This is a genomic window from Stenotrophomonas sp. 116085_Sma, assembly GCF_056479585.1.
In genome coordinates this window covers 4,121,568-4,145,367 of sequence record NZ_CM151057.1, presented here as the reverse complement: position 1 = coordinate 4,145,367, position 23,800 = coordinate 4,121,568, and the positions used below count along the sequence as shown (strand labels likewise).

General features: G+C 67.0%; 20 protein-coding genes. 11 read left to right on the top strand and 9 right to left on the bottom strand.

Annotated features, from left to right (window positions below; translation table 11 throughout):
- Positions 1 to 18 precede the first annotated feature (18 nt).
- From ACZK0Z_RS19195 to ACZK0Z_RS19160, 8 genes are all read left to right on the top strand, one after another.
- Entirely contained in the window at positions 19 to 1,086 is a 1,068-nt protein-coding gene (locus ACZK0Z_RS19195; RefSeq protein WP_049429392.1) for a LacI family DNA-binding transcriptional regulator, read from the top strand.
- Between the two features lie 7 nt (positions 1,087 to 1,093).
- Complete coding sequence (locus ACZK0Z_RS19190; RefSeq protein ID WP_197632647.1) at positions 1,094 to 2,122, top strand: SIS domain-containing protein; 1,029 nt, start codon at positions 1,094 to 1,096, stop codon at positions 2,120 to 2,122.
- Positions 2,122 to 3,270 (top strand): N-acetylglucosamine-6-phosphate deacetylase, encoded by a 1,149-nt coding sequence (gene nagA, locus ACZK0Z_RS19185; RefSeq protein WP_197632648.1) that lies wholly within the window; start codon positions 2,122 to 2,124, stop codon positions 3,268 to 3,270. The genes ACZK0Z_RS19190 and nagA overlap by 1 nt, the downstream gene beginning before the upstream one ends.
- Positions 3,270 to 4,337 (top strand): heparan-alpha-glucosaminide N-acetyltransferase domain-containing protein, encoded by a 1,068-nt coding sequence (locus tag ACZK0Z_RS19180; protein WP_197632649.1) that lies wholly within the window; start codon positions 3,270 to 3,272, stop codon positions 4,335 to 4,337. Before nagA ends, ACZK0Z_RS19180 begins: the two co-directional genes overlap by 1 nt.
- Positions 4,338 to 4,563: 226 nt before the next feature.
- Positions 4,564 to 7,590: an autotransporter outer membrane beta-barrel domain-containing protein gene (locus ACZK0Z_RS19175; RefSeq protein WP_197632650.1), complete on the top strand. Its 3,027-nt coding sequence runs from the start codon at positions 4,564 to 4,566 to the stop codon at positions 7,588 to 7,590.
- 230 nt (positions 7,591 to 7,820) lie between these two features.
- Complete coding sequence (locus ACZK0Z_RS19170; protein ID WP_049429397.1) at positions 7,821 to 8,858, top strand: S41 family peptidase; 1,038 nt, start codon at positions 7,821 to 7,823, stop codon at positions 8,856 to 8,858.
- A gap of 3 nt (positions 8,859 to 8,861) precedes the next feature.
- Positions 8,862 to 9,197, top strand: coding sequence for a hypothetical protein (locus ACZK0Z_RS19165; RefSeq protein ID WP_049429398.1), 336 nt, complete (start codon positions 8,862 to 8,864; stop codon positions 9,195 to 9,197).
- Positions 9,198 to 9,246: 49 nt separating this feature from the next.
- Complete coding sequence (locus ACZK0Z_RS19160) at positions 9,247 to 9,681, top strand: SseB family protein (RefSeq protein WP_049429399.1); 435 nt, start codon at positions 9,247 to 9,249, stop codon at positions 9,679 to 9,681.
- Positions 9,682 to 9,728: 47 nt separating this feature from the next.
- Here the strand turns inward: ACZK0Z_RS19160 and ACZK0Z_RS19155 are convergent, their stop codons facing one another.
- The 3 genes from ACZK0Z_RS19155 to ACZK0Z_RS19145 form a co-directional block, all read right to left on the bottom strand.
- Positions 9,729 to 10,949, bottom strand: a complete 1,221-nt coding sequence (locus ACZK0Z_RS19155) for a multifunctional CCA addition/repair protein (RefSeq protein WP_197632651.1) — start codon at positions 10,947 to 10,949, stop codon at positions 9,729 to 9,731.
- A gap of 55 nt (positions 10,950 to 11,004) precedes the next feature.
- Positions 11,005 to 11,241, bottom strand: coding sequence for a hypothetical protein (locus ACZK0Z_RS19150; RefSeq protein ID WP_049429401.1), 237 nt, complete (start codon positions 11,239 to 11,241; stop codon positions 11,005 to 11,007).
- Positions 11,242 to 11,360: 119 nt separating this feature from the next.
- A complete protein-coding gene (locus ACZK0Z_RS19145) occupies positions 11,361 to 13,346 on the bottom strand; it encodes a transglycosylase SLT domain-containing protein (protein ID WP_197632652.1) in 1,986 nt (661 codons plus the stop codon).
- Positions 13,347 to 13,497: 151 nt separating this feature from the next.
- Here ACZK0Z_RS19145 and ACZK0Z_RS19140 point away from each other — a divergent pair, with 151 nt between their 5' ends.
- Positions 13,498 to 13,905, top strand: a complete 408-nt coding sequence (locus ACZK0Z_RS19140) for an ExbD/TolR family protein (RefSeq protein ID WP_019338425.1) — start codon at positions 13,498 to 13,500, stop codon at positions 13,903 to 13,905.
- Between the two features lie 9 nt (positions 13,906 to 13,914).
- Here the strand turns inward: ACZK0Z_RS19140 and ACZK0Z_RS19135 are convergent, their stop codons facing one another.
- Complete coding sequence (locus ACZK0Z_RS19135) at positions 13,915 to 14,256, bottom strand: hypothetical protein (RefSeq protein WP_139727656.1); 342 nt, start codon at positions 14,254 to 14,256, stop codon at positions 13,915 to 13,917.
- Between the two features lie 364 nt (positions 14,257 to 14,620).
- Between ACZK0Z_RS19135 and ACZK0Z_RS19130 the strand changes: the two genes are divergently transcribed.
- Positions 14,621 to 17,482 (top strand): TonB-dependent receptor plug domain-containing protein, encoded by a 2,862-nt coding sequence (locus ACZK0Z_RS19130; protein WP_197632653.1) that lies wholly within the window; start codon positions 14,621 to 14,623, stop codon positions 17,480 to 17,482.
- A 132-nt stretch (positions 17,483 to 17,614) separates the two neighbouring features.
- Here ACZK0Z_RS19130 and fhuE read toward each other — a convergent pair whose 3' ends face one another.
- The 3 genes from fhuE to ACZK0Z_RS19115 form a co-directional block, all read right to left on the bottom strand.
- Positions 17,615 to 19,777, bottom strand: coding sequence for a ferric-rhodotorulic acid/ferric-coprogen receptor FhuE (gene fhuE, locus ACZK0Z_RS19125; RefSeq protein WP_197632654.1), 2,163 nt, complete (start codon positions 19,775 to 19,777; stop codon positions 17,615 to 17,617).
- 176 nt (positions 19,778 to 19,953) lie between these two features.
- A complete protein-coding gene (locus ACZK0Z_RS19120; protein WP_197632655.1) occupies positions 19,954 to 20,505 on the bottom strand; it encodes a peptidoglycan DD-metalloendopeptidase family protein in 552 nt (183 codons plus the stop codon).
- Positions 20,506 to 20,582: 77 nt separating this feature from the next.
- On the bottom strand, positions 20,583 to 21,065 hold the full coding sequence (locus ACZK0Z_RS19115; RefSeq protein ID WP_197632656.1) for an Lrp/AsnC family transcriptional regulator: 483 nt from the start codon (positions 21,063 to 21,065) through the stop codon (positions 20,583 to 20,585).
- 72 nt (positions 21,066 to 21,137) lie between these two features.
- On the opposite strand from ACZK0Z_RS19115, the gene ACZK0Z_RS19110 reads away from it, so the two are divergent.
- Positions 21,138 to 22,013: an EamA family transporter gene (locus tag ACZK0Z_RS19110; RefSeq protein WP_197632657.1), complete on the top strand. Its 876-nt coding sequence runs from the start codon at positions 21,138 to 21,140 to the stop codon at positions 22,011 to 22,013.
- Between the two features lie 113 nt (positions 22,014 to 22,126).
- Here ACZK0Z_RS19110 and ACZK0Z_RS19105 read toward each other — a convergent pair whose 3' ends face one another.
- Together ACZK0Z_RS19105 and ACZK0Z_RS19100 are read right to left on the bottom strand one after the other, a co-directional pair.
- Positions 22,127 to 22,864 (bottom strand): endonuclease/exonuclease/phosphatase family protein, encoded by a 738-nt coding sequence (locus ACZK0Z_RS19105; protein ID WP_005419292.1) that lies wholly within the window; start codon positions 22,862 to 22,864, stop codon positions 22,127 to 22,129.
- A gap of 53 nt (positions 22,865 to 22,917) precedes the next feature.
- Positions 22,918 to 23,751 (bottom strand): thiol:disulfide interchange protein DsbA/DsbL, encoded by an 834-nt coding sequence (locus ACZK0Z_RS19100; RefSeq protein ID WP_197632658.1) that lies wholly within the window; start codon positions 23,749 to 23,751, stop codon positions 22,918 to 22,920.
- Between the last annotated feature and the right edge of the window lie 49 nt (positions 23,752 to 23,800).

The following is a 23,800-nucleotide window of genomic DNA, read 5'->3' as shown; positions in this document are numbered from 1 at the left end:
CAACCCCAGGGAAAACCCATGCGCAGAGCGACCATCAAGGACGTTGCGGAGAAGGCCAAGGTCTCGCTGAAGACAGTCTCGCGGGTGATCAACAACGAGCCTTCGGTGATGCAGGCCACCCGTGCGCGGGTGCTGCGTGCCATTGCCGAGCTCGACTACGAACCCGATCCGTCCGCGCGCAACCTGCGCAGCGGCACAACCTTCGTGATCGGGCTGGTCTACGACAACCCGAACCCGTACCACATCATCGGCGTGCAGAACGGCGTGCTCGCCGCCTGCCGCGAGACCGGGTTCGGGCTGCAGATCCATCCCTGCGATTCCAGCTCGCCGCTGCTGGCCGATGAACTGGCCGACTGGGTGCAGCGTTCGCGCCTGGCCGGGCTGGTGCTGACCGCGCCGATGTCCGAGCGCCGCGACCTGATCCAGGCGCTGACCGCGCGCGGCATCAAGCTGGTGCGCATCATCGCCGCCACCGAAGACCCGGCCGACGGCGCCTGCGTGTTCGTGGATGACCGCGAGGCTGCATATGAGATCACCGAGCATCTGATCCAGCTCGGCCACCAGCGCATCGGCTTCCTCTGGGGCGGCAGCTCGCACCGCTCGTCGGGCGAACGCTACGCCGGTTACGAAGCCGCGCTGAAGGACTACGGCATGACCGTGGACAAGCACCTGGTGGTGCAGGGCGATTACACCTTCGACGACGGTTTCCGCGGTGCGCGCCGCCTGCTGGCGCTGCGCGAGCCGCCCACCGCCATCTTCGGTTCCAACGACGAAATCGCCGCTGGCGTGCTGGCCGCCGCCAAGTCGGCCGGCATGAACGTGCCCTACGATCTGTCCATCGCCGGCTTCGAGGACAGCCCGTTCTCGCGCCAGTCGTGGCCGCCGCTGACCACCGCCAAACAGGCCACCGAAGACATTGCCCGCCATGCCGCGCGCCTGCTGATCGCACAGCTGCGCAGCGACGCCTACGACGACGCGCCGGCACCACTGCACAACCAGGGCTTCGTGCCGCAGCTGGTGGTGCGCGGTTCGACCGCGCCCATGCGCCCGGCCGGCGCACGCCCCCTTCCTCCCGATCCTGCCTGAGCCTGCCATGTCGCTGTCAGACCCCACCGCCACCCTGATGTTCGCCGAGGCCGCTGAAGCGGCCGACGTGGTTGCCCGCCAGTTCTCGCGCAACCACGCCACCATGGAAACCCTGGCCGCCAGCCTGCGCGCAGCACCGCCGCCGTTCGTTGTCACCTGCGCACGCGGCAGTTCCGACCACGCCGCCACCTACGGCAAGTACCTGCTGGAAACCCAGCTGGGCCTGGTGGTCGCCTCCGCGTCGCCGTCGGTGGGCTCGGTCTATGCCGCACCGCTGCAGCTGCGCGGTGCACTGTTCATCGTCATTTCGCAGTCGGGCAAGAGCCCGGACCTGCTGCGCAACGCCGAAGCCGCCAAGGCGGCCGGCGCACGCGTGGTCGCGCTGGTCAACGTCGAAGATTCGCCGCTGGCGCAGCTGGCCGACACGGTCATCCCGCTGCATGCCGGTGCCGAGAAGAGCGTGGCCGCGACCAAGAGCTACCTGGCCTCGCTGGCCGCATTGCTGCAGCTGGCCGCGTACTGGAAGCAGGACAGCAGCCTGCGCAACGCACTGGACCTGCTGCCGGACGCGATGCGCGAGGCCTGGCAGTGTGACTGGAGTGCGGTGACCGAAGGCCTGGTCGAGGCGACCAACCTGTTCGTGCTCGGCCGCGGCCTGGGCTTGGGCGCGGCGCAGGAAGCTGCGCTGAAGTTCAAGGAAACCTGCAGTCTGCATGCAGAGGCCTACAGTTCGGCCGAAGTGAAGCACGGCCCGATGGCGCTGGTTGACCGTGGGTTCCCGGTGCTGGCCTTTGCCCAGCCCGATGAGACCGGCGCCGGTACCCGTGCCGTGGTCGATGAGTTCACCTCGCGTGGCGCGCAGGTCTGGCTGGCCGGTGCCGGTGGCAACCTGCCGGTGGCTGCCGCGCCGCACCCGCTTTGCGCACCGCTGCTCACCGTGCAGAGTTTCTACCGCGCGATCAACGCGCTGGCGCTGCGTCGTGGTTTCAACCCGGATCTGCCGCCGCACCTGAACAAGGTGACGGAGACCGTGTAATGGTGACCGTGCTGCGCAATGCCCGCATCCTGGCGGGCGACGACTTCCGCGATGATCTGGCGCTGGTGATCGAGAACGGGCAGATCAGCGCCCTGTTGCCCGACGCCGCACCGCAGCTGGGCCAGGCCGATGAGCAGGTGGATCTGGGCGGCGGCTGGCTGCTGCCGGGCTTCATCGACGTGCAGGTCAATGGTGGCGGCGGCGCGCTGTTCAACAACACGCCCGATGTCGCCTCGCTGCGCACCATCGCGCAGGCGCACCGTCGCTTCGGCACTACCGCGATGCTGCCCACGCTGATCAGCGACGATGTGGGCGTGATGCGCGAAGCGATCGCCGCGATGCGCGAGGCGATCGCGCAGGGCGTGCCCGGCGTGATCGGCATCCACCTGGAAGGCCCGTACATCGCGCCGGCGCGCAAGGGCACCCACGATGCCAGCAAGTTCCGCGTGCCTGACGAAGAAGAGATCGCACTGGCCGCCTCGCTGGACAACGGCGTGACGCTGCTGACACTGGCACCGGAACGCGTGCCGCTGGAGACCATCCGTGCGCTGGTCGAACGTGGTGTGATCGTTGCTGCTGGCCACACTGCTGGCACGTACGAAGAGATTCGTGCGGGACTGGATGCTGGCGTGCGTGGCTTCACCCATCTGTACAACGCGATGTCGCCGCTGCAGGGCCGTGAGCCCGGTGCGGTGGGCGCTGCGCTGGAAGACCGCGACAGCTGGATCGGCATCATTGTCGATGGCGTGCATGTGCATCCGGCCAGCCTGCGCGTGGCGCTGGCAGCCAAGACGCGCGGCCGTCTGCTGCTGGTGACCGATGCGATGCCGCCGGTCGGCGCCGACGATCCCAGCTACGTGCTGTATGGCGAAACCATTACCGCCATCGACGGCGTGGTGCGCAATGCTGCCGGTTCGCTGGCCGGCTCGGCGCTGGACATGGCCACCGCCGTGCGCAACACCGTGCAGCTGCTCGGCCAGCCGTTGGCGGAAGCCGCGCGCATGGCCTCGACCTATCCGGCACAGTTCCTCAACGTCGATGATCGCCTGGGCCACATCGCCGAGGGCTACCAGGCCGACCTGGTGCTGCTGGATGATGCCCTGCAGGTGCGTGGTACCTGGATTGCCGGACAGTACGAGGCCGCCTGATGAACAGTGCGCCGCCACGCCGGCTGGGCTCGATCGATGCCCTGCGCGGCATCACCGTGGCGGCGATGCTGCTGGTCAACAATCCGGGCGACTGGAGTGCGGTGTTCGCACCACTGCGCCATTCGGAATGGCATGGCTGCACGCCCACCGATCTGGTGTTCCCGTTCTTCCTGTTCCTGGTGGGCGTGTCGATGGCCTTCAGCGTGGCACCGCGCGCGCTGGATGCCGCTGCACGGCCGGCGCTGGCGCGCGGCGTGCTGGAGCGCGCGCTGCGCATCCTGCTGGCCGGTGCGCTGCTGCACCTGCTGATCTGGTGGGCGTTGGATACCCATCACTTCCGCATATGGGGCGTGCTGCAACGGATCGCGGTGTGTGCGGCGTTGGTGGGCGTGCTGGCGGTCTATGCGCGGCCACGCGTGCAGGTGAGCGCTCTGATCGCGCTGCTGGTGGGGTACACCGTGCTGCTGCTGGGCATCGGTGATCTGGCGCCATGGACCAACCCCGCCAGCCGCCTGGATACCACGCTGTTCGCCCCGTGGATCTACCAATGGCACGCCGATACCGGGCTGGGCCATGACCCGGAAGGGTTGCTGAGCACGCTGGGCGCGCTGGCCAGCACCGTGCTCGGTCTGTTGGCCGGAGGCCTGCTGCGCAGCGGACGTGCCGTGGCGCTGGCCGGGCTGGGTGTGGCGACTGCGGTGTTGGGCCTGCTGTTGGCGATGGTGCTGCCGTTGAACAAGCAGTTGTGGACGCCCAGTTACGTGCTGTGGACGGGCGGCCTGGCGGCGCTGGCGCTATGGCTGGGGCACTGGCTGATCGATCAGAAGGGCTGGCCGGCGCTGGGCCGGCGCTTCGGCGTCAATGCGATCACGGCGTATCTGGGCGCATCGGTGATGTCGGTGGTGCTGATGGCCAGCGGTGCCTGGAGCTGGATCTGGCAACAGCTGGCCACCGCAATGCCGCAGTCGCTCGAGCTGGCATCGATGCTGCAGGCGCTGGTGTTTGTCGCGCTGTGGTGGGGCGTGGCCTGGTGGCTGGACCGGCGGAAAATCTATCTGAAGATCTGATGGCACCTCATCCACGCCATGCGTGGATACTCTCCGCGTGGCGCGCGATCACCCACATGATGAACGGTTTCAGCCGCGTAAAGGCGAGGTGATGCCCCATCAAGTTCGCATCTGAACTGTGATGATCGGCACGCAAATTCACCTGTCGAAACCGTTCACCATGGCGCAGACTTCGCTCGCAGTACCGCATATCCGCAGTTCCTGATCCCCTGTCCAGGAGTGCTGTATGTCCCGTGCCGTCCCGCGCGCTTTCCGTCCGCGCCGCCTCACTGTTTCCGTGGTTCAGGCCCTGGCTGTCCCGTCCGTCATGCTGTTGACCGCCAGTGTCGCTTGGGCCGGCTGTGACAATGCCACCCCGACTGCCAGCCAGACGGTCACCTGCGATGCCAGCGCGCCGAATCCGCAGACCGTTCCCGTCGCTGCCACTGGCGCGGCCGGTATCACCGTCAATGTCGCCAGCACGGCACAACTGCAACAGAGCGGTGGTGGCAGTGCGATTTCGCTGGTCGGGGCCGGCGGGCACCTGCTGTCCAACCTCGGCACGATCAGTTCGGTGGGTGGCGTGGCGGTCCAGCTTGGTGGTGGCAGCCGCGTCGAAAACGCCGGCAGCATCAGCACCGGCAACAACACCGCCCTGCAGTTCGTCGGCGCGGGCGACAGCGTGCTGGTCAACCGCGGAACGATCAGCGGGCGCACCGGCGTGCAGTTCGGTGCCGGCAACGACCGCCTGGACATGCAGGCCGGCAGCATCAGCGGCGGTGTCCTGCAGGGCGATGGCAACGACGTGCTGCTGCTGGGCAATGGCACCATCGACAGCGTCGACCAGGGCAGCGGCGATGACCAGATGACCGTCACCGGCGGCACCGTTACCGGCCTGGTGGCACAGGGCAGTGGTCGCGATGATTTCATCATGAGCGGCGGCACGATCGGCGCGCTGCAGCAGGGCGACAACATCGATACCTTCCGCATGAGCGGTGGCCGCATCATCGGCGCGTTCGAGGATGGCGACCAGGCGTGGATGACCGGCGGCCGCATCGGCCGCGTCAACATGAAGCTGGACAAGAACCTGTGGGACCAGTCCGGCGGCACCGTGGACGGCAACGTGGTAACCGGCTTCGACACCGACACCATCATCATCTCGGGCACGGCCTATATCGGCGGCAACATCAGCGTCAGCGGCGGCAACGACAGTGTGACCATCACCGACGGCACCGTGCGCGGGCAGGTGCTGCTCAGTACCGGCAATGACACCTTCAACTGGAATGGCGGTGGCATCGTCTATGGCGCGATCGACATGGGGCCGGACGACGACGTGGCCAATCTCAGCAACCTCAACCAGGGCAACCTGGGGGCGGTGCCGCTGTTCGACGGCGGCAGTGGCATCGACCAGCTCAACCTGAGCAACGTCAAGACCGCAGGCGTGGGCCGTTTCCAGAACTGGGAGTCGATCCGCCTGGCCAACAGCACCGAGCTGACCCTCGATGGCGACCTGGTGCTGGGCGACAGCGTTACCGGCACCGGCACGCTGACGGTGGATGACACCAGTACCGTGTACGCGGGCAGTGGGGGACATGCCATCCGCCCGTTCAACAGCGCTGCACTGGTGGAGATGGTCAATGCCGGGCGCATCGACCTGACCGGTACCGGCGCGGGCGACGTGTTCACCGTGCGTGGCAACTATCGTGGTGACGGCGGTGGCCTGTACCTGCGCACCGTGCTGGGCGCGGACAATTCCAGCAGCGACCGCCTGGTGATCGATGGCGGTACCGCCACCGGGACCACCGGCATCGGCGTGCTAAACGCCGGCGGCAGCGGCGCGGCCACGCTGGCCGATGGCATCCTGGTGGTGCAGGCCTTGAATGGTGGCCGCACCGAGCCGGGCGCGTTCTCGCTGTTCGCACCGGTTGCGGCAGGTGCCTACGAGTACTTCCTGTTCAAGGGCGGTGTCAGTGCCGGCACCAGCGAGAACTGGTACCTGCGCTCGACCCTGGTGACCGGGCCGACGCCGGCACCCAACGGTGGTGGCAGTGCCACCCCGCCGCCGCTGACGCCGCCGGTGGCACCACCGCCCCCCATTATCCCGGCGCCGCCACCGCCGCCGGAAGATCCGGTTGATCCCGACCTGACCGCCGGTGAGGCTGCACCACCTCCACCACCGCCGGAACCCGCACCGGTGGCACCGCCCAGTGACCCGGCGGTGCCGGATGTACCGGTGGCCGGTGGTTTACTGCCCGGCACCGGCGCACCGCCAACCTCTGATGCACGTCCGGCTGAAGGCGTGGTGGTGCCGCTGTACCGCGTGGAAACCGCTACCTATGCCGTGGTGCCTCCGTTGCTGCGCGAGACCTCGCTGGCCAGCCTCGGCACGTTCCACGAACGCCAGGGTGAGCAGCGCCTGCTGTACAACCAGGGCGCATTCCGTACCGCCTGGGGGCGCTTGGTGGGGCAGAGCAGCGAGATCTACTGGAAGGGCGATGCACAGCCCGGCTTCGATGGCGATGTGATGGGGCTGCAGGCTGGCCTCGATGTGTGGGCGGCAGCGTCCGACAACCATCGCAACCAGATCGGCGTGTTCGTCGGCCGCACCCGCGCGCAGGGCAGGACCACCGGCCTGGCGTTGGGCTGGGAGAACGTGCAGGTGGGCCAGAACCGCCTGGACGACAAGCACGTGGGCTTGTACTGGACCTTCACCGACAGCAGTGGCGGCTACATCGATGCTGTGGCGATGCAGAGCCGCTACGACGGCCGCGTGCGCTCCTCGCGCGGGCTCGGCTTCGGCCTGAGCGGCGACGGCACCAGCGTGTCGGTGGAAGCCGGCAAGTCGCTGCTGCGCTTCGGTCAGTCCGCATGGTGGCTGGAACCGCAGGTGCAGGTGATCTTGCAACGCACCTCGCTGGACGACCGCCGCGATGAAGTGTCGAGCGTGCGCTTCGACAACGACAACGCCTGGACCGGCCGCATCGGCCTGCGCCTGGCCGGCGATTACCAGCTGGCCGACAACGGTTGGCAACCGTATTTCAAGCTCAATTACTGGCATGGCCGCTCCGGCGAAGACCGCATCCGCTTCGACGACGACGTGATCGTCAATTCGCAGCGCTCGCGCGCGCTGGAAGCCGGTGTGGGCGTGGTCGGGCGTTTCAACCGCACGATAAGCGCCTATGCGGTGGCCGACTACACTCGCGAACTGGGCGGCGACCGCAACGAGAAGCGCCGCATCATCGAAGGCAACATCGGCCTGCGCGCGGACTGGTGACGGCTGCGGGCTCCAGTGGGTGTCGACCTTGGTCGACACGGATCCCACCGGAGGAGGGCGACTGTAGAGCCGAGCCCATGCTCGGCTTTCCCTCCGGCCGAGAAGCAGCCGAGCATCGGCTCGGCTCTACAGCAGACCTGCATCCGATCGAGTACTTCGTCCACGCGATGGCGAAGCCGATCGGCGCCCGGTTATGCTGCAGCCCTGATCAAACGACAAGGACATGTCGCATGCAGTTTCGCAGGGGCGCGCGCCGGATTGGCGCGCTGATGATGACCATGCTGGCTGCCGATGCAATGGCGGCATCCACGCCGGCCGCCGAGGTGCCATCGCCGGAAGCACAGGCGCAGATTCTCGACATGCTCGAGCATGAGGCGCTGTATCAGGACAAGGTGGACTGGCCTGCCGCCCGTAAACGACTGGCCTCGTTGCAGTCATACCCCGGTGCGCTGCAGACCGCCCTGCGTGAGATCATCGTGGAGAGCACCGGAGGGCATGGCGTCTGGATGACGGTTGCACGCATGCGCGAGGCTGCAGAGCGCGCGCAGCAGGCCGGCGCTGCCGCCGTGGACCGGGCCAAAGCCGCCGATGCGGTGGATGCGCGCATCGGCTGGGTGGTCATCGAGGGCTATGCCCCTACGCCCGGCGCGACCCCGCAGGAAGCATTCCGCCAGAACATCCAGCGCGCCGCGCGGTGGCAGCAGATCATCCGCAGCAAGGACGACGGCATGCGCTGTGGCTGGATCGTCGACCTGCGGGACAACAGCGGTGGCAACATGTGGCCGATGCTGCTGGGCATGGCGCCGTTGCTGCGCACCTCGGTGGTGAATAACGAAGATGTGGGGTCTTTCGAAACCGCACAGGGGCCGGAGCGCTGGACGTTGACCGCGACCGCCGTGCAGCATGCAGGCAAGCCGGTGCTGGACTTTGGCCAGTCCGGCCATGTGCTGCGGCAGCCTGGCGCGCCGGTGGCGGTGCTGTTCGGGCCGCGCACCGGCAGTTCGGGCGAGGCCTCGGTGCTGGCGTTCCGTGGTCGCGCGCAGACGCGCAGCTTCGGCCAGCCGACCGCGGGTGTCTCCACCGGCAATGTCGTCCACACCCTTGCCGATGGCAGTCGCCTGTTGTTGACCATGACCGTAATGCACGACCGCAACGGCCGCGGCGACGGGCTCAAGATAGAGCCCGACCAGCGCACGGACGGCGATGCGGCCACCCTTGCCGCCGCCCAGCAATGGCTGCTGGCCCAGCCCGCCTGCCAGGGTCGCTGATCCATGATCCTGATCGGCCAACAGGAACAGGTGCTGATCGTCGGCCCCACCGAAGCCCACCACTGCCTGCGCTGCGGGACGGAAACCGAGTTTGCCCCCCAGCTGCGCTACAGGATGGCGCGCATCGACCTGCTGTTCGGCTTCACCTACCAGCGCCGCTACGAGCTGGCCTGCACCCGCTGCGAACACGGCTGGGTGCTGGATACCGACACCATGGACCAGCAGCTGGGCGGGGTGCCGATCCCGTGGCGGCACCGCTTCGGCCTGCCATTGATGCTGGTGGGGGTGGCCGCGCTGGCGTGCGCCGGGTGGATGTGGCGGCACGGATACATCGGTTGAGAACCTGGCCTGTTAAAGTCTGCCCTGCAATCACGTACTGGAACCGACCATGGACCACGACACCCCGTTCGACCCCCTCAACGACCTCGAGGTGCGCCTGCTGCAGGCCCAGGACGGCACGCTGACCGCGTCGCAGTTCCTCGACGGCCTGCTGACCTCGACGGCGTTCGTGTTGCTGGACAAGGCCATCGGCGAAGACGGTGCCTGGGACGAGAGCATCTCGCCGCTGGTGCTGACCAGCGAAAGCGGCGAGCCCATGTTCGCGGTGTTCACCGCGCCCGAGCGCGCCGGCCTGTGGCATGAGCAGCTGCCGCAGTTCGCCCACGCCATGCCGATCGCGGTGCACGCGCTGCTGGCCGGGATCGGCGACGGCGTCGGCCTGGTGCTGAACCCGGGCCTGGACGTGGGCATGGAAATGATTCCCGATGCCGTGGCGCAGCTGAAGCAGCGTGCTGCGGCGATTACCCGCGGCATGGCGCACTGATCCAGCGATTGTCTGGTTGCCGGCCAGCGGCCGGCACTACCAGGTCTTCAGCGGGCAGCGGCAATCGCCTTCACCCGTGCCTTGGCCAGGGCTTCGCCGATGGCCGGGCCCTTCAGATGGGTGGTATCCAGATCCCGCGCCTGCACTGACAGTGCCGCCTGGTGCAGGCGCTTGAGCGTCTCGCCCTGCGGGTAGTCGGCGTCCTCGAAACCGAGGCGGCCACGCTTGTCAGCCTCGCAGCAGAGCGCGATACGCGCCACGCGTTCGGGGCGGCGCAACGCATCGCAGCGGCCAAGCAGTTCCAGCACCGTGGCATCGCGCAGTTCGTCGATGCGGTGCACGTTCAAGTGCTCGCGGCACACCGCTTCGGCCAGCTGCTGGTGCTCGGTGGGAATCTTCAACCGCGCGCACAATGCCTTCAGCGGTTTGATGCCGCGCTGCTCGTGCATGATGTGGCGCGGCCATTCCTCCGGCGGGGTCAGGCCCTTGCCGAGGTCGTGGGTGAGGGCAGCGAAGCCGACCAGGTCATCGCCCGGCGCCAGCCTGGCAGCCATGTCGCTGACCATTTCCTGGTGGATGCCGGTGTCGACTTCCGGGTGGAATTCGGCACGCTGCGGCACGCCGTACAGCGCTTCCAGCTCGGGCAGGATCGGACCCAGCGCCTGCGCATCGTGCAGTGTGCGCAGGAACGCGGAGGGCCGCTCACTGACCAGCGCCTTGCGCAGCTCCTGCCAGACGCGCTCGGGCACCAGCGCGTCCAGCTCGCCACTGGCGGCGACCTCGCGCATCAGTGCCATGGTCTCATCGGCGACGGTAAAGCCCAGCGATGCAAACCGCGCCATGAAACGGGCCGCGCGCAGTACGCGCAGCGGATCTTCCACGAACGCAGGGCCGACATGGCGCAGCACGCGTTGCTCGATATCGCGCACACCGCCGTAGGGATCGACCAGCGTGCCGGTGTCTTCGTCGCAGGCAATCGCGTTGATGGTGAAGTCACGGCGCTGCAGGTCCTCTTCCAGCGTCACCGCCGGATCGGCATCGACCACGAAGCCGCGGTAGCCACGGCCGGATTTGCGCTCGGTGCGCGCCAGCGCGTATTCCTCACCCGTCTTCGGATGCAGGAACACCGGGAAATCGCGGCCGACGGCGGTGTAGCCCTGCGCTTCCATCTGCGCGGGCGTGGCGCCAACCACCACCCAGTCGCGGTCGCCGGCAGGGCGCTGCAGCAGGCGGTCGCGTACGGCGCCGCCGACAAGATAGATCTTCATGGGGGGATGATCGCATGGCCGGCGCAGATGTTCCGGCACGACCGATGCAGAGGCATCACGGCAGGCCGCGCCACTCCGGCACGAACAGGCCGGCCAGGAACCACAGGCCGTAGACGATCCACAGGCAGAGGAAGTACAGCTTGATCTGCGCTTCGTCCCAGAGGCTGCCCCAGCTGTCGACGAAGGCCAGCGACTTCCAGCCTTCCATCCAGGCCGCGCCACCCCAACGCAGCACCCAGGTGGCGAACAGGCTCCAGGCGGCGAATATCCCGATCCAGGCCAGCAGGCTCATTGCGTTCCCCTCCCCGGGGCGATCGTGTAGAGCCGAGCCCATGCTCGGCTCATCGTGTGGCAACGCGACCGGAAAGAACCGCAGCCGAGCATGGGCTCGGCTCTACAGATGCAGTGCGATCAATCGCCGCCCTGGTCGGCGTTTGCGGCGCAGCTGAAGCTCTTGCGCTTGTCGACCAGGCGGCCCATCAGGCGGTCGCTCAACGGGAGGGCATCACCATTGAGGCGCCAGTCGTAGATCACGCTGAAGGCCAGCACGCGGGCCACGTACTCGCGGGTTTCCTTGTAGCTGATCGTCTCGATCCACAGATCCGGCTCAAAGCCCGGGCGCTGCCCCTGCCAGCGCGCGGTCGGGGTCGGGCCGGCGTTGTAGGCGGCGATGGTCACGTACGGCAGGCCGTCGTACTTGTTCATCAACTGGCGCAGGTAGGCGGTGCCGATGGCGATGTTGGTGTCCGGGTCGTACAGGCTGTCGGCGCCGCCATAGCCGGTCAGGCCGATGGACTTGGCCACGCTGGCACCGGTGGCCGGCAGCACCTGCATCAGGCCCATGGCATTGGCAGGCGAGCGCGCGCGCGGGGTAAAGGTACTTTCAGCGCGGATCTCCGCGGCCACCCAGGCCGGGTCGATCGCATTGCGTGCTGATTCACGGCGGATGGTGGCGTCGTGGTGCAGCGGGAAGCGCAGGTCGTACAGGCGCTGCTCCTGCGGTTGCTTGCCCAGTGCGAACACGGCGCGATCAAACCAGCCGTTGTCCTGCGCCACGCGTACCGCCAGGCGGCGCTGGGTGTCATCGAAGCGCGACAGCGCGCTGTTCCATTCGGCCACGGCCCAGCCGGCACGGTCGATCTGGTACAGCGCCATCGCGCGCTGGATGGCCGGATCGCGCGCGACTACTGCCTGTGCCTGCGCGCTGTCATTCGGCTTCCACGGGCACAGCGTGTAGCCCTGCTGCAGCTTGTCGGCGGCCAGGAAGCCATGGAAGGTGGGGGCACGCGCCGCATCGCGGAACAACGGCTGCGCCTGCTGGGCCTGGCCGGTCTTCTCCAGCATGCGGCCTTCGAAGTAGCGCCAGCGCGGGTCGCTGCGCTGCTTGCTGGCCATCTTGCGGATCGCTGTCAGTGCCGCTGGCCAATCGCCGCGCGACATCGCTTCGCGCACGCGCCATTCGTGCAGGCGTTCGTCATAGGCCGATTCGGGTACCGCATTGAGGCGGCGCGCCGAATCCGGAAGATAGGACGCCACCGTCCACAATGCGATCTGGTACAGCACCTGGCCCTGCTGCTCGGCACTCAGGCCCAGCGCCTGGGCATACTGCGGCAGCTGCTGTTCGGTGGCGGCCGGGTCGGCCTTGGCCAGCTTGGCCAGGCCATCGGTGGCGATGCGTCGGCTGCGTTCGTTGCGCGGCCAGTTCAACGCGCTGGCATTGGGCTTGTCGACAAAGGCAGCGTAATTGTTCGCCAGCGCCAGGTCGGTGGCAGGCAGGCCACGTGCGGCGCTGCGCATCACGGCCGGCTGCTGGGCGTCGGCGGCGGCATCGATGCGTTCCCAGCGCAGGGCGTCGCTCAGGCCACCCTGCGCCTGCAGCACGGCGAAAACGGCATCACAGCCGTCCGGCAGCGACTTGCCGTTCTTGCGCCACAGGTCCTGCGCCTCGCTGATCCACTGCGGATCGACCTTGCCCGTCACCTGGCGCGCGGTCAGCTGCGCACAGCGCAGGCCGGCGTTGTCGGTGGGCACCCAGTTGGCGAGCAGGGTGGGCCAGTCCTGGCGGCGTGCGACCGAGGGCAGCCACACGCTGCGGAACGTGTTGGCCACGGCCTGGCCGTCATAGCGCTTGAGGAAGGCCTGTGCCTGCGCGGTATCAACGGTGTCGATGTTGCGGCGCAGGTTGGCGTACTCCAGCCATCCGTAAGCCGGATGGCGGCTGAGTGCAGCGGCCTGGCCGGGATCGAACTGGCCGCGTTCGGCGGCCGCGATCGCAGCCTTCAGCTGCGCGTTCTGGGCGTCGAGGGACTGGGCGTTGGCGCAGCCGATCAGCAGCGTGGTGGCCAAGGGCAGCAGGGACAGGGCAGTTGAAGTGCGTCGGGTCATGGCGACCAGCATAGCGGGCGATGGCTGAATTCAGTTTCGCATTGCGTGCACGCCGAGCATCGGCAACGACAGCTGAATGACCCCGCGCAGGCCACTGCCGCAGCGGATGGGAGGCGTCGTAACGTCGGCCTTGGGCGAACGGCCCGGCTGCATGGAGCGGCACATGGCGTTCAGTAGCGCAGGAAGAAGCGGCCCGCTGGCGGACATCAATGTCACGCCACTGGTGGATGTGATGCTGGTGCTGTTGATCATCTTCATCGTGACCGCGCCGATCGTGGCCCGGCCGATTGCCGTGCAATTGCCGCAGGCCACCGATCGGGTGGTCGACCGTCCCGAACCGCCACCGCCGATCGAGCTGCGCCTGGACGCTGCCAACCAGCTCAGCTGGAATGGCCAGCCGATGGCGATCGGCGAACTGCAGGCGCGCCTGCAGGCACAGGCGGGTGAACATGCCGGCAACCTGCCGGAGCTGCGCATCGCCACCGATCCGGCGGCCGAGTACGAAGGCATGGCGCGGATATTGGCTGCGGCCGAAGCCACTGGCATGGAGCGCATTGCCTTCGTGCGATAGAGCGTTGTCTCACTGCTGCTCATGCGGTGATTGCTGCATGAGCGGCGCTTGCCCTGCTGACAGCGTCGCATCCAGGATCCGCAGAAAAGCCATTTCAATCTGCACTGGAACCTGGGTCGGATGTGCTCGCCACTTTCTGCGCTCAGGGTCATGTTCAACGTGGAAAGCAGTCAACTCGGCTCTCTCGAAATCCACCACAACCGTCAGTCCCTCTCCCGAGGCCAAGGCCGCATCGCTGGGAGAGGGACAGTTGTTGCACTCGATCACGCCGCCTGCTCTCGATTCACCTGCCAGGGAAAGAAGCAGCGTCATCACCATCGTGACGCCCGGCACGGCAGTCACTGCTTTCATGTTCGGCCCTCCCGCGAATGGCTGGAGGTGCGAGTCTGCGCTGGGTCGACTGGTGGGGCCTCCTGAATGAAGGAATTTTCAAACTATTCCTGAAACGGTCCGGCAAAGGCCTTTTCCGTGAATGCAGAAGCTACCGGCGCGCGCTGTCGCAGCCTGCATCAAGGCTGCCTGCGGTGAACAGTATCGTCCGGTCATAACCTGCAGCTATCTGACGCAATCGGCCTGCAATTTCGTCAATTCCGCGTGAAAGAGTGTCGATCATCACGCCGCGATTTTTACCACTTGTTTACAAAGGAGACGGCGCCGCCATGCAGGGAGGGAGTGCGGCGGCCCATGTCCCGACATTCCTTTGGAGAGAGAGCGAATGAATCACCTGCACCACCGCCCTTTGGCGGTTGCCGTCGCGCTGTGCGTGATGACCCTGGCACCGTTGGGTGCCGCTGCACAATCCACCACCAACCTGGATGCGGTGGAAGTCACCGGTACCCGCATCAAGCGCGCTGAGGTGGAGGGCCAGGTGCCGATCCAGACGCTGACGCGCGGCGATATCGAACGCACCGGCCTGACCTCGATCGGCGAGGTGCTGCAGCAGCTCACCGGTTCCGGCTCCGCGCTCAACGCCAAGTTCAACTCGTCCGGCAACTTTGGTTTCCCGCCCGATGGCAGCGGCGTGGGTGCCGGCTCAGCGCAGGTCGATCTGCGCCACCTGGGTGCCAAGCGCGTGCTGGTGCTGGTCGATGGCATCCGCTGGGTCAATGAATCGTCGGCGTCCGGTGTGGGCTCGGCCACCGACCTCAACACCATTCCGCTGGCCATCGTCGAGCGCATCGAGGTACTGGAGGACGGCGCGTCGTCGCTGTACGGCTCCGATGCCATCGCCGGCGTGGTCAACATCATCACCCGCCGCGATTTCGATGGCGGCCAGGTGACGCTGAACTACGGTGAGTACAGCAAGGGCGACGGCACCCAGAAGGGCGTGGACCTGGCCTGGGGCAAGAGCGGCGATCGCTTCAGCCTGTTCCTGGGTGCCAGCTGGACCAAGCAGGACCCGGTGTTCGCCAAGGACCGCGAGCAGTCGCGCTTCCCGATTCCCGGTACCGGCCTGGCGTTCGGCAGCGGTGGCATCCCGCAGGGCCGCTTCATGTTCACAGACCCGAACACCGGCGCGGTGCAGAACATCGTGCCGAACACCGGCGTGAGCAATCCGCGTTACGACGGCAGTGCCGGTTGCAGCCGCACGGATGACTACCACTGCTTCACCACCGCCGACCGCTTCAACTTCGCCGAATACAACATGGTGCTGACGCCGTCGGAGCGCAAAGGCCTGTTCGGCCAGTTCCGCTTCGACATCACCGACAACGTGCAGTGGTACATCAAGGCGCTGGGCAACCGCCGCGAGTCGACCAACCAGGCCGGTCCCGAGCCGCTGTTCTTCGGACCCGATGGCGCCACCGGCAATCCGCTGGCCGACAACATCATCGTCTCCGCACTCAACCCCTACAACCCGTTCGGCTTCGATCTGGTTTCCGGCGACAACATGAGCCTGATCGGTCGTCGCCCGGTGGAAGGCGGTGCGCGCGTGTTCAAGCAGAAGGTGGACACCACCTACTTCGCCACCGGCCTGGTGGGTGACTTCCACGCCGCCGACCGCAGCTGGTACTGGGACGTCAACGGCATGTACAGCAAGAACAAGGCCGAACAGACCAACTACGGCAGCTATGACATCTACAAGGTGAACATGGCGCTGGGCGACCCGGCGGTGTGCGCGGCCACGCCGGGCTGCGTGCCGCTGAACATCTTCGGCGGCGTCGGTTCGATCACCCCGGACATGCTGAAGTGGATCCAGCCGGTGGTGCGCGACCGCAGCCAGAACGAGCTGAGCCTGTTCACCGCCAACCTGTCCAGCGAGCTGTTCTCGCTGCCGGCCGGCCCGGTGTCCTTCGCCACCGGTTTCGAGTACCGCAAGTACAAGGGCTCCTACCAGCCCGATCCGTTGACGGTGATCGGCCACTACAACGGCGTGCCGTCGCAACCGACCTCCGGTTCCTACGACGTCAACGAGGCCTACCTGGAGTTGAGCGTGCCGATCTTCGCCGACTCCTCGTTCGGCAAGAAGCTGGACCTGAGCCTGGCCGGCCGCTATTCGGACTACTCCACCTTCGGTGGCGAGTTCACGCCCAAGTACGGCCTGCGCTGGCAGGTGACCGACGACTTCGTGCTGCGCACCACCTACGCCGAGGGCTTCCGTGCACCGTCGATCGGTGAACTGTACGGCTCGGCCGCACGTGCAGACCTGCAGTTGTTCGATCCTTGCTCGGTGGGCCTGGGCGGTACGCCGCCACGTGGCAGCGCGGCCAACTGCGCCGCGCTGGGCGTGCCGGCCGGCTTCCAGCAGGCCAACTCGCAGATCTCGGTGACCACCGGCGGCAACCGCGAGCTGGATCCGGAACGCTCGCGCAGCTTCAGCGCAGGCTTCGTGTGGAGCCCATGGTTTGGCAGCAACACTTCGTGGTCGGAGCGCTTCGATGTGGAAGTGACCTTCTACCGCCATGCCATCGACGGCGCGATCCAGGCAATCAACGCGCAGACCCAGCTGGACCTGTGCGTGGATACGCTGGACCCGATCTACTGCAACGGTATCAGCCGTGCCAGCACCGGCGCGGTCAGCAGCTTCAACAACCGCCTGACCAATCTGGGTTCGATCAAGACCGATGGCTGGGATGTGGACCTGTTCTGGACGTTGCCGCAGAGCTCGATCGGCCAGTTCAAGCTGGGCTGGAAGAACACCTTCGTGGGTCGCTACGAAGCCACTGGTGCGGCGGGCCAGAAGCAGCCGCAGAAGCCGGGCGTGGAGGTGGCCGACAGCTCGATTCCGGAATGGACCAGCAATGCCAGCATCGGCTGGACGCTGGATCGCTGGAGCGCCAACTGGACCGTGCGGCATATCTCCGAGTTGACCGAAAACTGCGGTGACGCCTCCGTGTTCCCGGTCTGCAGCAACCAGGCTGCGGGCACCAACACGCTGTCGGCCACCACCTTCCATGACATGCAGGTGGGCTACAAGATCGACTGGATGAAGGGGCTGCAGCTGACGGCCGGCCTGAACAACGTGTTCGACAAGGATCCGCCGATCTGCCTGTCGTGCTCGTTGAATGGTTACGACGCTTCGACGTACGACATCCCGCGTGGCCGTTACTGGTACCTGCGCGCGGATCTGCGGTTCTGATGTGACGGTGGCAGCGCCGGTCAGTTCCGGCGCTGCCTTGCTGGTGTAGAGCCGAGCCCACGCTCGGCTGATTCTCTGAGCCGAGCATGGGCTCGGCTCTACAAGTGCGGGGCGATCGTGCCCCGTGCCTGCTCAGAACGACCAGGTGAACGTCAGCGAGCCGTTGCGGCCGTCGCCGTACGCGCCGTAGCCGTTGATCTGCGACAGGTACTGCTTGTCCAGCAGGTTGTTGAGGTTGGCCTGCACGCTGAACTCCGGCGAGATGCGGTAGCGCACGAAGGCGCTGACCAGTGCATAGCCACTCTGCTCGATGCGGCCGTAGGCCGGCACCGGGTAGTAGATGCGGTTCTGCCAGTTGGCACCGCCACCGACGGTCAGTGCCTGCAGCGACTGCGGGGTGTAGCTGGTGAACAGCTTCAGAGCGGTCTGTGGCAGGTTGGTGTTGATGTCGGCGCCGTTGATGTCCTTGGCCACGTAGCGCGATGCGCCGAAGGTGGCATTCCAGCCCGGTGCCAGTTCGCCGTTCAGCTCGAACTCGAAGCCACGGCTGACCGTGCCACGTGCGGCGCGATAGGCGGTTTCGCCGCCGGTACCGCCGATGACCGGCTCACCGGTGGACTGGCCGACGTTGTCCTGTTCGATGCGGAACACTGCCAGCGAGGCGTTCAGGCGGTTGTCGAACCATGCCCCCTTGACGCCCACTTCGTAGCTCTTGCCATCGACCGGATCGAGATAGCTGCCGTTGCGATCCTTCAGCGTCTGCGGCTGGAAGATCTCGGTGTAGCTGGCGTAGGTCGAGTAGGTGTCGCTGATGTCGAACACCAGGCCGGCATACGGCGTGGTGACCTTGTGCGCGCGGTCGGCGCCTTCGCCTTCGCTCTTCCAGTCGGTGTAGCGGGCACCGATGATCAGCTTCAGCGGATCGGCCAGCGACAGGCGTGCGGCCGCGTAACCGGCCTTCTGGGTGATGGTGCCCTCGCTGGCCAGTGCCAGCGGGTTCCAGTTCGGCTCGCTGATGTTGCCGGTCCAGTTCAGATAGCTTGCGAACGGATCCCAGGTCTGGCCGGCACCGCCGACCTGATAGTCGCCGTAGTTGGCGTACTCGCGCTTGTTGTAACTCAGGCCTGCCATGAACTGGTGCTCGCGGCCGAACAGCTGGAACGGACCATCAACGTAGCCATCGGCGCCGGTGACCTTGCGCTCGGTGTTGTAGAAGCCCGCCGAGGGCGAGATGCCCGCGCCGGTGGTCTTGTCGAAGTTCGATGCGCCCGTGGTCCAGTCGTTGTACGCCGGGTAAAACAGCTTGTCGTCGGCCCTGGTCTCATCGTGGGTGGCGCCGACCTTGAACTTCCAGCCATTGCCGAAGGCATGCTGCAGGGTGGCGAAGGCGCGCTTGCTGGTGGTATCCCAGTAGGTCCAGTTCGGGCTGGCGTTGAACGATTCGTCGTAGCCGGTGCGCGAGCCGTCGGAATACAGCATCGGGAAGCCCCCCCAGGTGGCGCCGTTGGCGCGCTTCTGCTGGTAGTCGTAGCCCACGCTCAGCTGCGTGTCCGGGGTCAGGTCAGCATCGATCACTGCATAGCCCAGTGTCTTGCGCTGGTTGTAGCGGTCCATCTGGCCGTCGGTGTCCAGGTAGCTGCCGATCACGCGGCCGCGCACGGTGCCGCTGGCGTTCAGCGCGCTGCCCACGTCAACGGTGGTGCGGGTACGGCCCCAGCTGCCGACGTTCACCGACACGCTGCCAGCCAGTTCGGCACTGTCGGCGTGCTTGCGGATCAGGTTCACCGATGCGGACGGATTGCCGGCACCACTGAGCAGGCCGGTGGCACCACGCACCACTTCAACGCGGTCGTACAGCGCCAGGTCCAGCCCGGAATCACCATAGCTCCAGTTCTGCACCATCTGCGTGGGCAGGCCATCGAACTGGTAGGCATCGATGTAGAAACCGCGCGCGTAGAACTCGGTGCGCTCGCTGTCGGACTGGGTGCTGGTCACGCCGGTGGTATTGGCCAGCACGTCGATGATGTCGTCCAGGTTCTGATCTTCGATGCGCTGGTGGCTGATGATGCTGATCGACTGCGGGATCTCGCGCGGGGCCAGGTCGAAGCGGGTACCGGCCGAGGTGCGGCGCACCGAATAGCCTTCGGCGCGCTCACCCTTCACCACCACCTTGTCGAGGGTGGTCGGATCGGCGGCGGTTTCGGCGAAGGCGGCCGGGGCCACGGCGCAGAGAACGGCGAGCACGGCAACGGACAGCCGTTGCGGCTGCGGGGTACGGAAGGCGGAACGGGTCATGGGGGTCCTGGGCGAGCACGCGCGATCGGCCGGCATCCAGGAGGCGAGGCGCTACGGGTAGGGAGAGGGCGGGCAGGCCGTCCTGGCGCTACCGGAAACGAAAGAAATGGTAATACGAACTATTCCTATTTACAAATCATGAACGAATCGACCCGGTGATCCGGGTGCGGGCCGGGTCAGCGCAGCAGCGGGAGTGGATCGCGCGCGCCGTCGGTGCCGTAGATGCCCCAGTGCAGGTGCGGCGGCGTGCCCTTGGCGTTGCCGCTGTCGCCGACATGCCCGAGCAGGTCGCCGGGCTGGACCACCTGGCCACGCGCCAGGTCCTCGGCCCAGCGTTCCAGGTGCGCGTAGTAGTAGCGCTCGCGTCCGGGCCCGATCACCCACACCTGGCGCCCGCCGAGCCCACGTTCGCTGACATCCGCGACGACACCGACCGTGGCGCTGCGCACTGGCGTGCCGCGCCTGGCGAAGATGTCGATGCCGGCGTGGGAGCGGTCACGGCCTCGCGGCGCACCGAAGGTATCGGCAATCTGGCGTGGCCGCACGCCGTCCACCGGTACCGGCAGCTCGGCGGCTGGCGGCATCCGTGAGAGTGCCCACAGCATCTTCGGTGCGGCGGCCCAGGGACTGTTCCACAACGCCATCATCGCAACGACGGCAATGGCCAGCCACAGGCCGCGCAGCAGCCAGCGGCGCAGGCGGTGGGCGGGGGAGGGCGATGTGCTCATGGTTTCGGAGTGTAGAGTCGAGCCATGCTCGACTGCTTCAGCTTTGCGGTCAAAAGGCCGTCGAGCATGGCTCGACGCTACGGCACCGGCAGCAGCGGCACCTCGAAACTCCGCTTCAGCGTGCCCAGTGCTACCGATGTGCGGAAGCGCTCGATGTTGTCATCGCCGCCGAACAACCGCTCGGTGATCGCCTCGTATTCTTCCATCGACGCGGCCGAAAGCAGCAGCAGGAAATCGCCGTCGCCGGTGATCGAATAGCACTGCTGTACCGCCGGGTCGTTCTGCACGCGTCGCTTGAACGGCGCCACGCGTTCGCGCTGCTCGCTGACCACGCGCACCTCGACGATGATGGTCAGCGGCCGCCCGACCTTGGCTGCGGCGACCACCGCCACGTTGGCGGCGATCACGCCACTGTCCTGCAGGCGCTTGATGCGGCGTTGCACGGCCGGGGTGGACAGGTGCACGGCCTCGGCGATTTCGCGCTGCGGCAGGGTGTTGTTCCGCTGCAGGAGGTCGAGGATGGCGCGGTCGAAACTGTCGAACACGGGAGCGGTGGCCATGGCGAGCAGAAGTTGCACGAACAGGCTGTCAATTGAGCCAAGTGCTCGGCGGTGACGCAATAGACTTTGCGCATGCAGACCTCACGACTCGCGCCGATGTTGCCGGCGCTGGCGGTGCTCGGCTCGGTCACCTCGCTGGCCATCGGCACTTCCTACGCAAAACACCTGTTCCCGCTGATCGGTGCGCAAGGCACCAGCGCGCTGCGCGTGGGCTTTTCCGCGTTGTTGCTGCTGCTGTTCTGGCGACCATGGCGCTGGAAGACCAGCCGCCCGGATGCCGTCACCATCCTGCGCTACGGGCTCACTCTGGGCCTGATGAACCTGCTGTTCTACATGGCCCTGCGCACCATTCCCTTCGGCATCGCGGTGGCCATCGAATTCACCGGGCCGTTGACGGTGGCGATGCTGTCATCACGACGTCCGATCGATTTCCTCTGGGTGGGGTGCGCGGCGCTGGGGCTGCTGTTGCTGCTGCCGATCGGCGGCGGGCCGGCGCTGGACCCGGCCGGTGTGCTGTACGCGATGGGCGCGGCGGCCTGCTGGGGCCTGTACATCGTGTTCGGCAAGCGTGCCGGCCATCTGCATGCCGGGCACTCGGTCTCGCTGGGGCTGCTGGCCGCGTCGCTGGTGGTGGTGCCGGTGGGCGTGGTGCATGCCGGTGCCGCGCTGCTCGATCCGAAGATCCTCGCGACGGGCCTGCTGGTGGCACTGGTGTCCAGTGCGATCCCGATGTCGCTGGAGATGATGGCGCTCAAGCGCCTGCCGAAGGAGACCTTCGGCATCCTGATCAGCATGGAACCGGCGGTGGCCGCGCTGTGGGCGATGCTGCTGCTGCACGAGCACCTGCACGGGCTGCAGTGGCTGGCGATCGGCTGCACGGTGCTCGCCTCGGTGGGCAGCACGATGATGGCAAGGCGCTTGAAGGGGCCGATCGCGCAGGCCGGGTAGCGCCGGGCCATGCCCGGCGGAGAGCGTGCGGACCAACGGTCCGCACCCACAAGAGCGGCTGTCCGCAGCTCTTGGGCAACAAGCCAACCAAGGTTGGCACCTGCCGGGTGCGGTCAGCGCAGGGCGTCGGCCGGGACGTCGATCTGCATCGCCAGGGCGAGGTGATCGGAGAACGCGGCCGGTACGGCTTCCACGGTGCGGGTCTGCAGGCCGCTGCTGACCAGGATGTGGTCGATGGCGCGGTCCGGGCGCCAGCTGGGGAAGGTCGGCACGATGCAACCTGGCGGCTGCAGCCGGGTCTTCTGGTACAGCACCTGCATTTCCGGGCGCTCGGCCAGGCAGTTGAAGTCGCCCATCAGCACCGCGTTCGGGTGGTCGGACAGCAGCTCGGCGATGAAGCCCAGCTGCGACATCCGCGAGCCCGCGCCCAGCGACAGATGCGCCACTGCGACTGCCAGGCCGTCGGCGCCGTCGCCGAACTTGGCCAGCAGCACGCCGCGCCCGCCGATGCGGCCGGGCAGGGCGTGATCCTGCACTTCAACCGGTTCCAGCTTGCTCAACAGGCCGTTGGCGCTGGAGGCGACCCCGCCCATGCGCCGGTTGGGCTGGTGGCTCCAGTAATTGAAGCCGGCGCGCTGGGCCAGGTAGTGGGTCTGGTTGGTGAAGCCCGAGCGCAGGCTGCCCGGATCGGCCTCCTGCAGGCCGACGATGTCATGTTCGCGCGCCAGGGTGGCGATCGCGTCAAGGCTGCTGCGCTTGCGACCCGCCGGCAGCGCATGTGACCAGCTGCGGGTCACATAGTCGCTGTAGCGGCGGGTACTTGAGCCGGCCTGGATGTTGGCCGTCAGCAAGCGCAGGGTCCGTGTACGGGGGGAATTCACGGCCGGGAAACGCTTCTCTTGGATCAGTGAGCCTGGGCCGCACCGCGTTCGCGGGCGATCAGGTGGTCGGCGATGCGCAGCATGTCCGGGAAGCTCTTGCCCTTCACCAGGTACTTGCCGTTGACGATGATCGACGGGGTGCCGCTGATCTGGCTGCGCTGCGCGAACTGCTTGGCCGAGTTGGTCTTGGCATTCACCGCGAAGCTGCCCATGGTGGCGGCGAACTGCTTCGGATCCACGCCGTAGGCACCGTAGAACTTGGCGATGTCGTCCACCGAATCACGGCCACGCTCGCCCTTCAGGGTCTTCTGCGAGTGGATGGCGGCGTACAGCGCTTCGTGGGTCTTCTCCTGCACGCCGAGCGTCTGTGCGGCGTAGAAGGCACGGGCGTAGTCATCCCAGGTGCCGCCGAACATGGCCGGCACGTAGACGAAGTTCACATCGCTCGGCAGGCCGGCCTTCCACGGGCCAACCAGCGGCTGGAACGCGGCGCAGGCCGGGCAGACGTAGCCGAAGATCTCGGTCACTTCGATCTTGCCGGCGGCCGGCTGGAACGGCTGGCCGTTCGGAATCACCTGGTAGTCGGCACCTTCCACCGGGGCCGGGCCGGTCAGCGCGGCGGTGGTCGGAGCCGGTGCGGCGGCAGCCGGTGCAGCTTCGGTCGGGGCCTTTTCGCCTTCGGCAGCCGCCGGAGCGGTGCCTTCGGTACCCGCGGCCGGAGCGGCCGGCTCGGTGGTCGCCGGAGCTGCAGCCGGTTCAGCCGGGGCCGCGGTGGTGTTGGTGCTGCCGTCGTCGGCCTTGCAGGCCGCCAGGATCGGCAGCAGCGCTGCGAGGGCGAGGGCGTAACGGATCTTCATGGAAACGTCTCCAGCATCTGGAAAGGTGGGGCCTGCGTCAGGCGCCGGC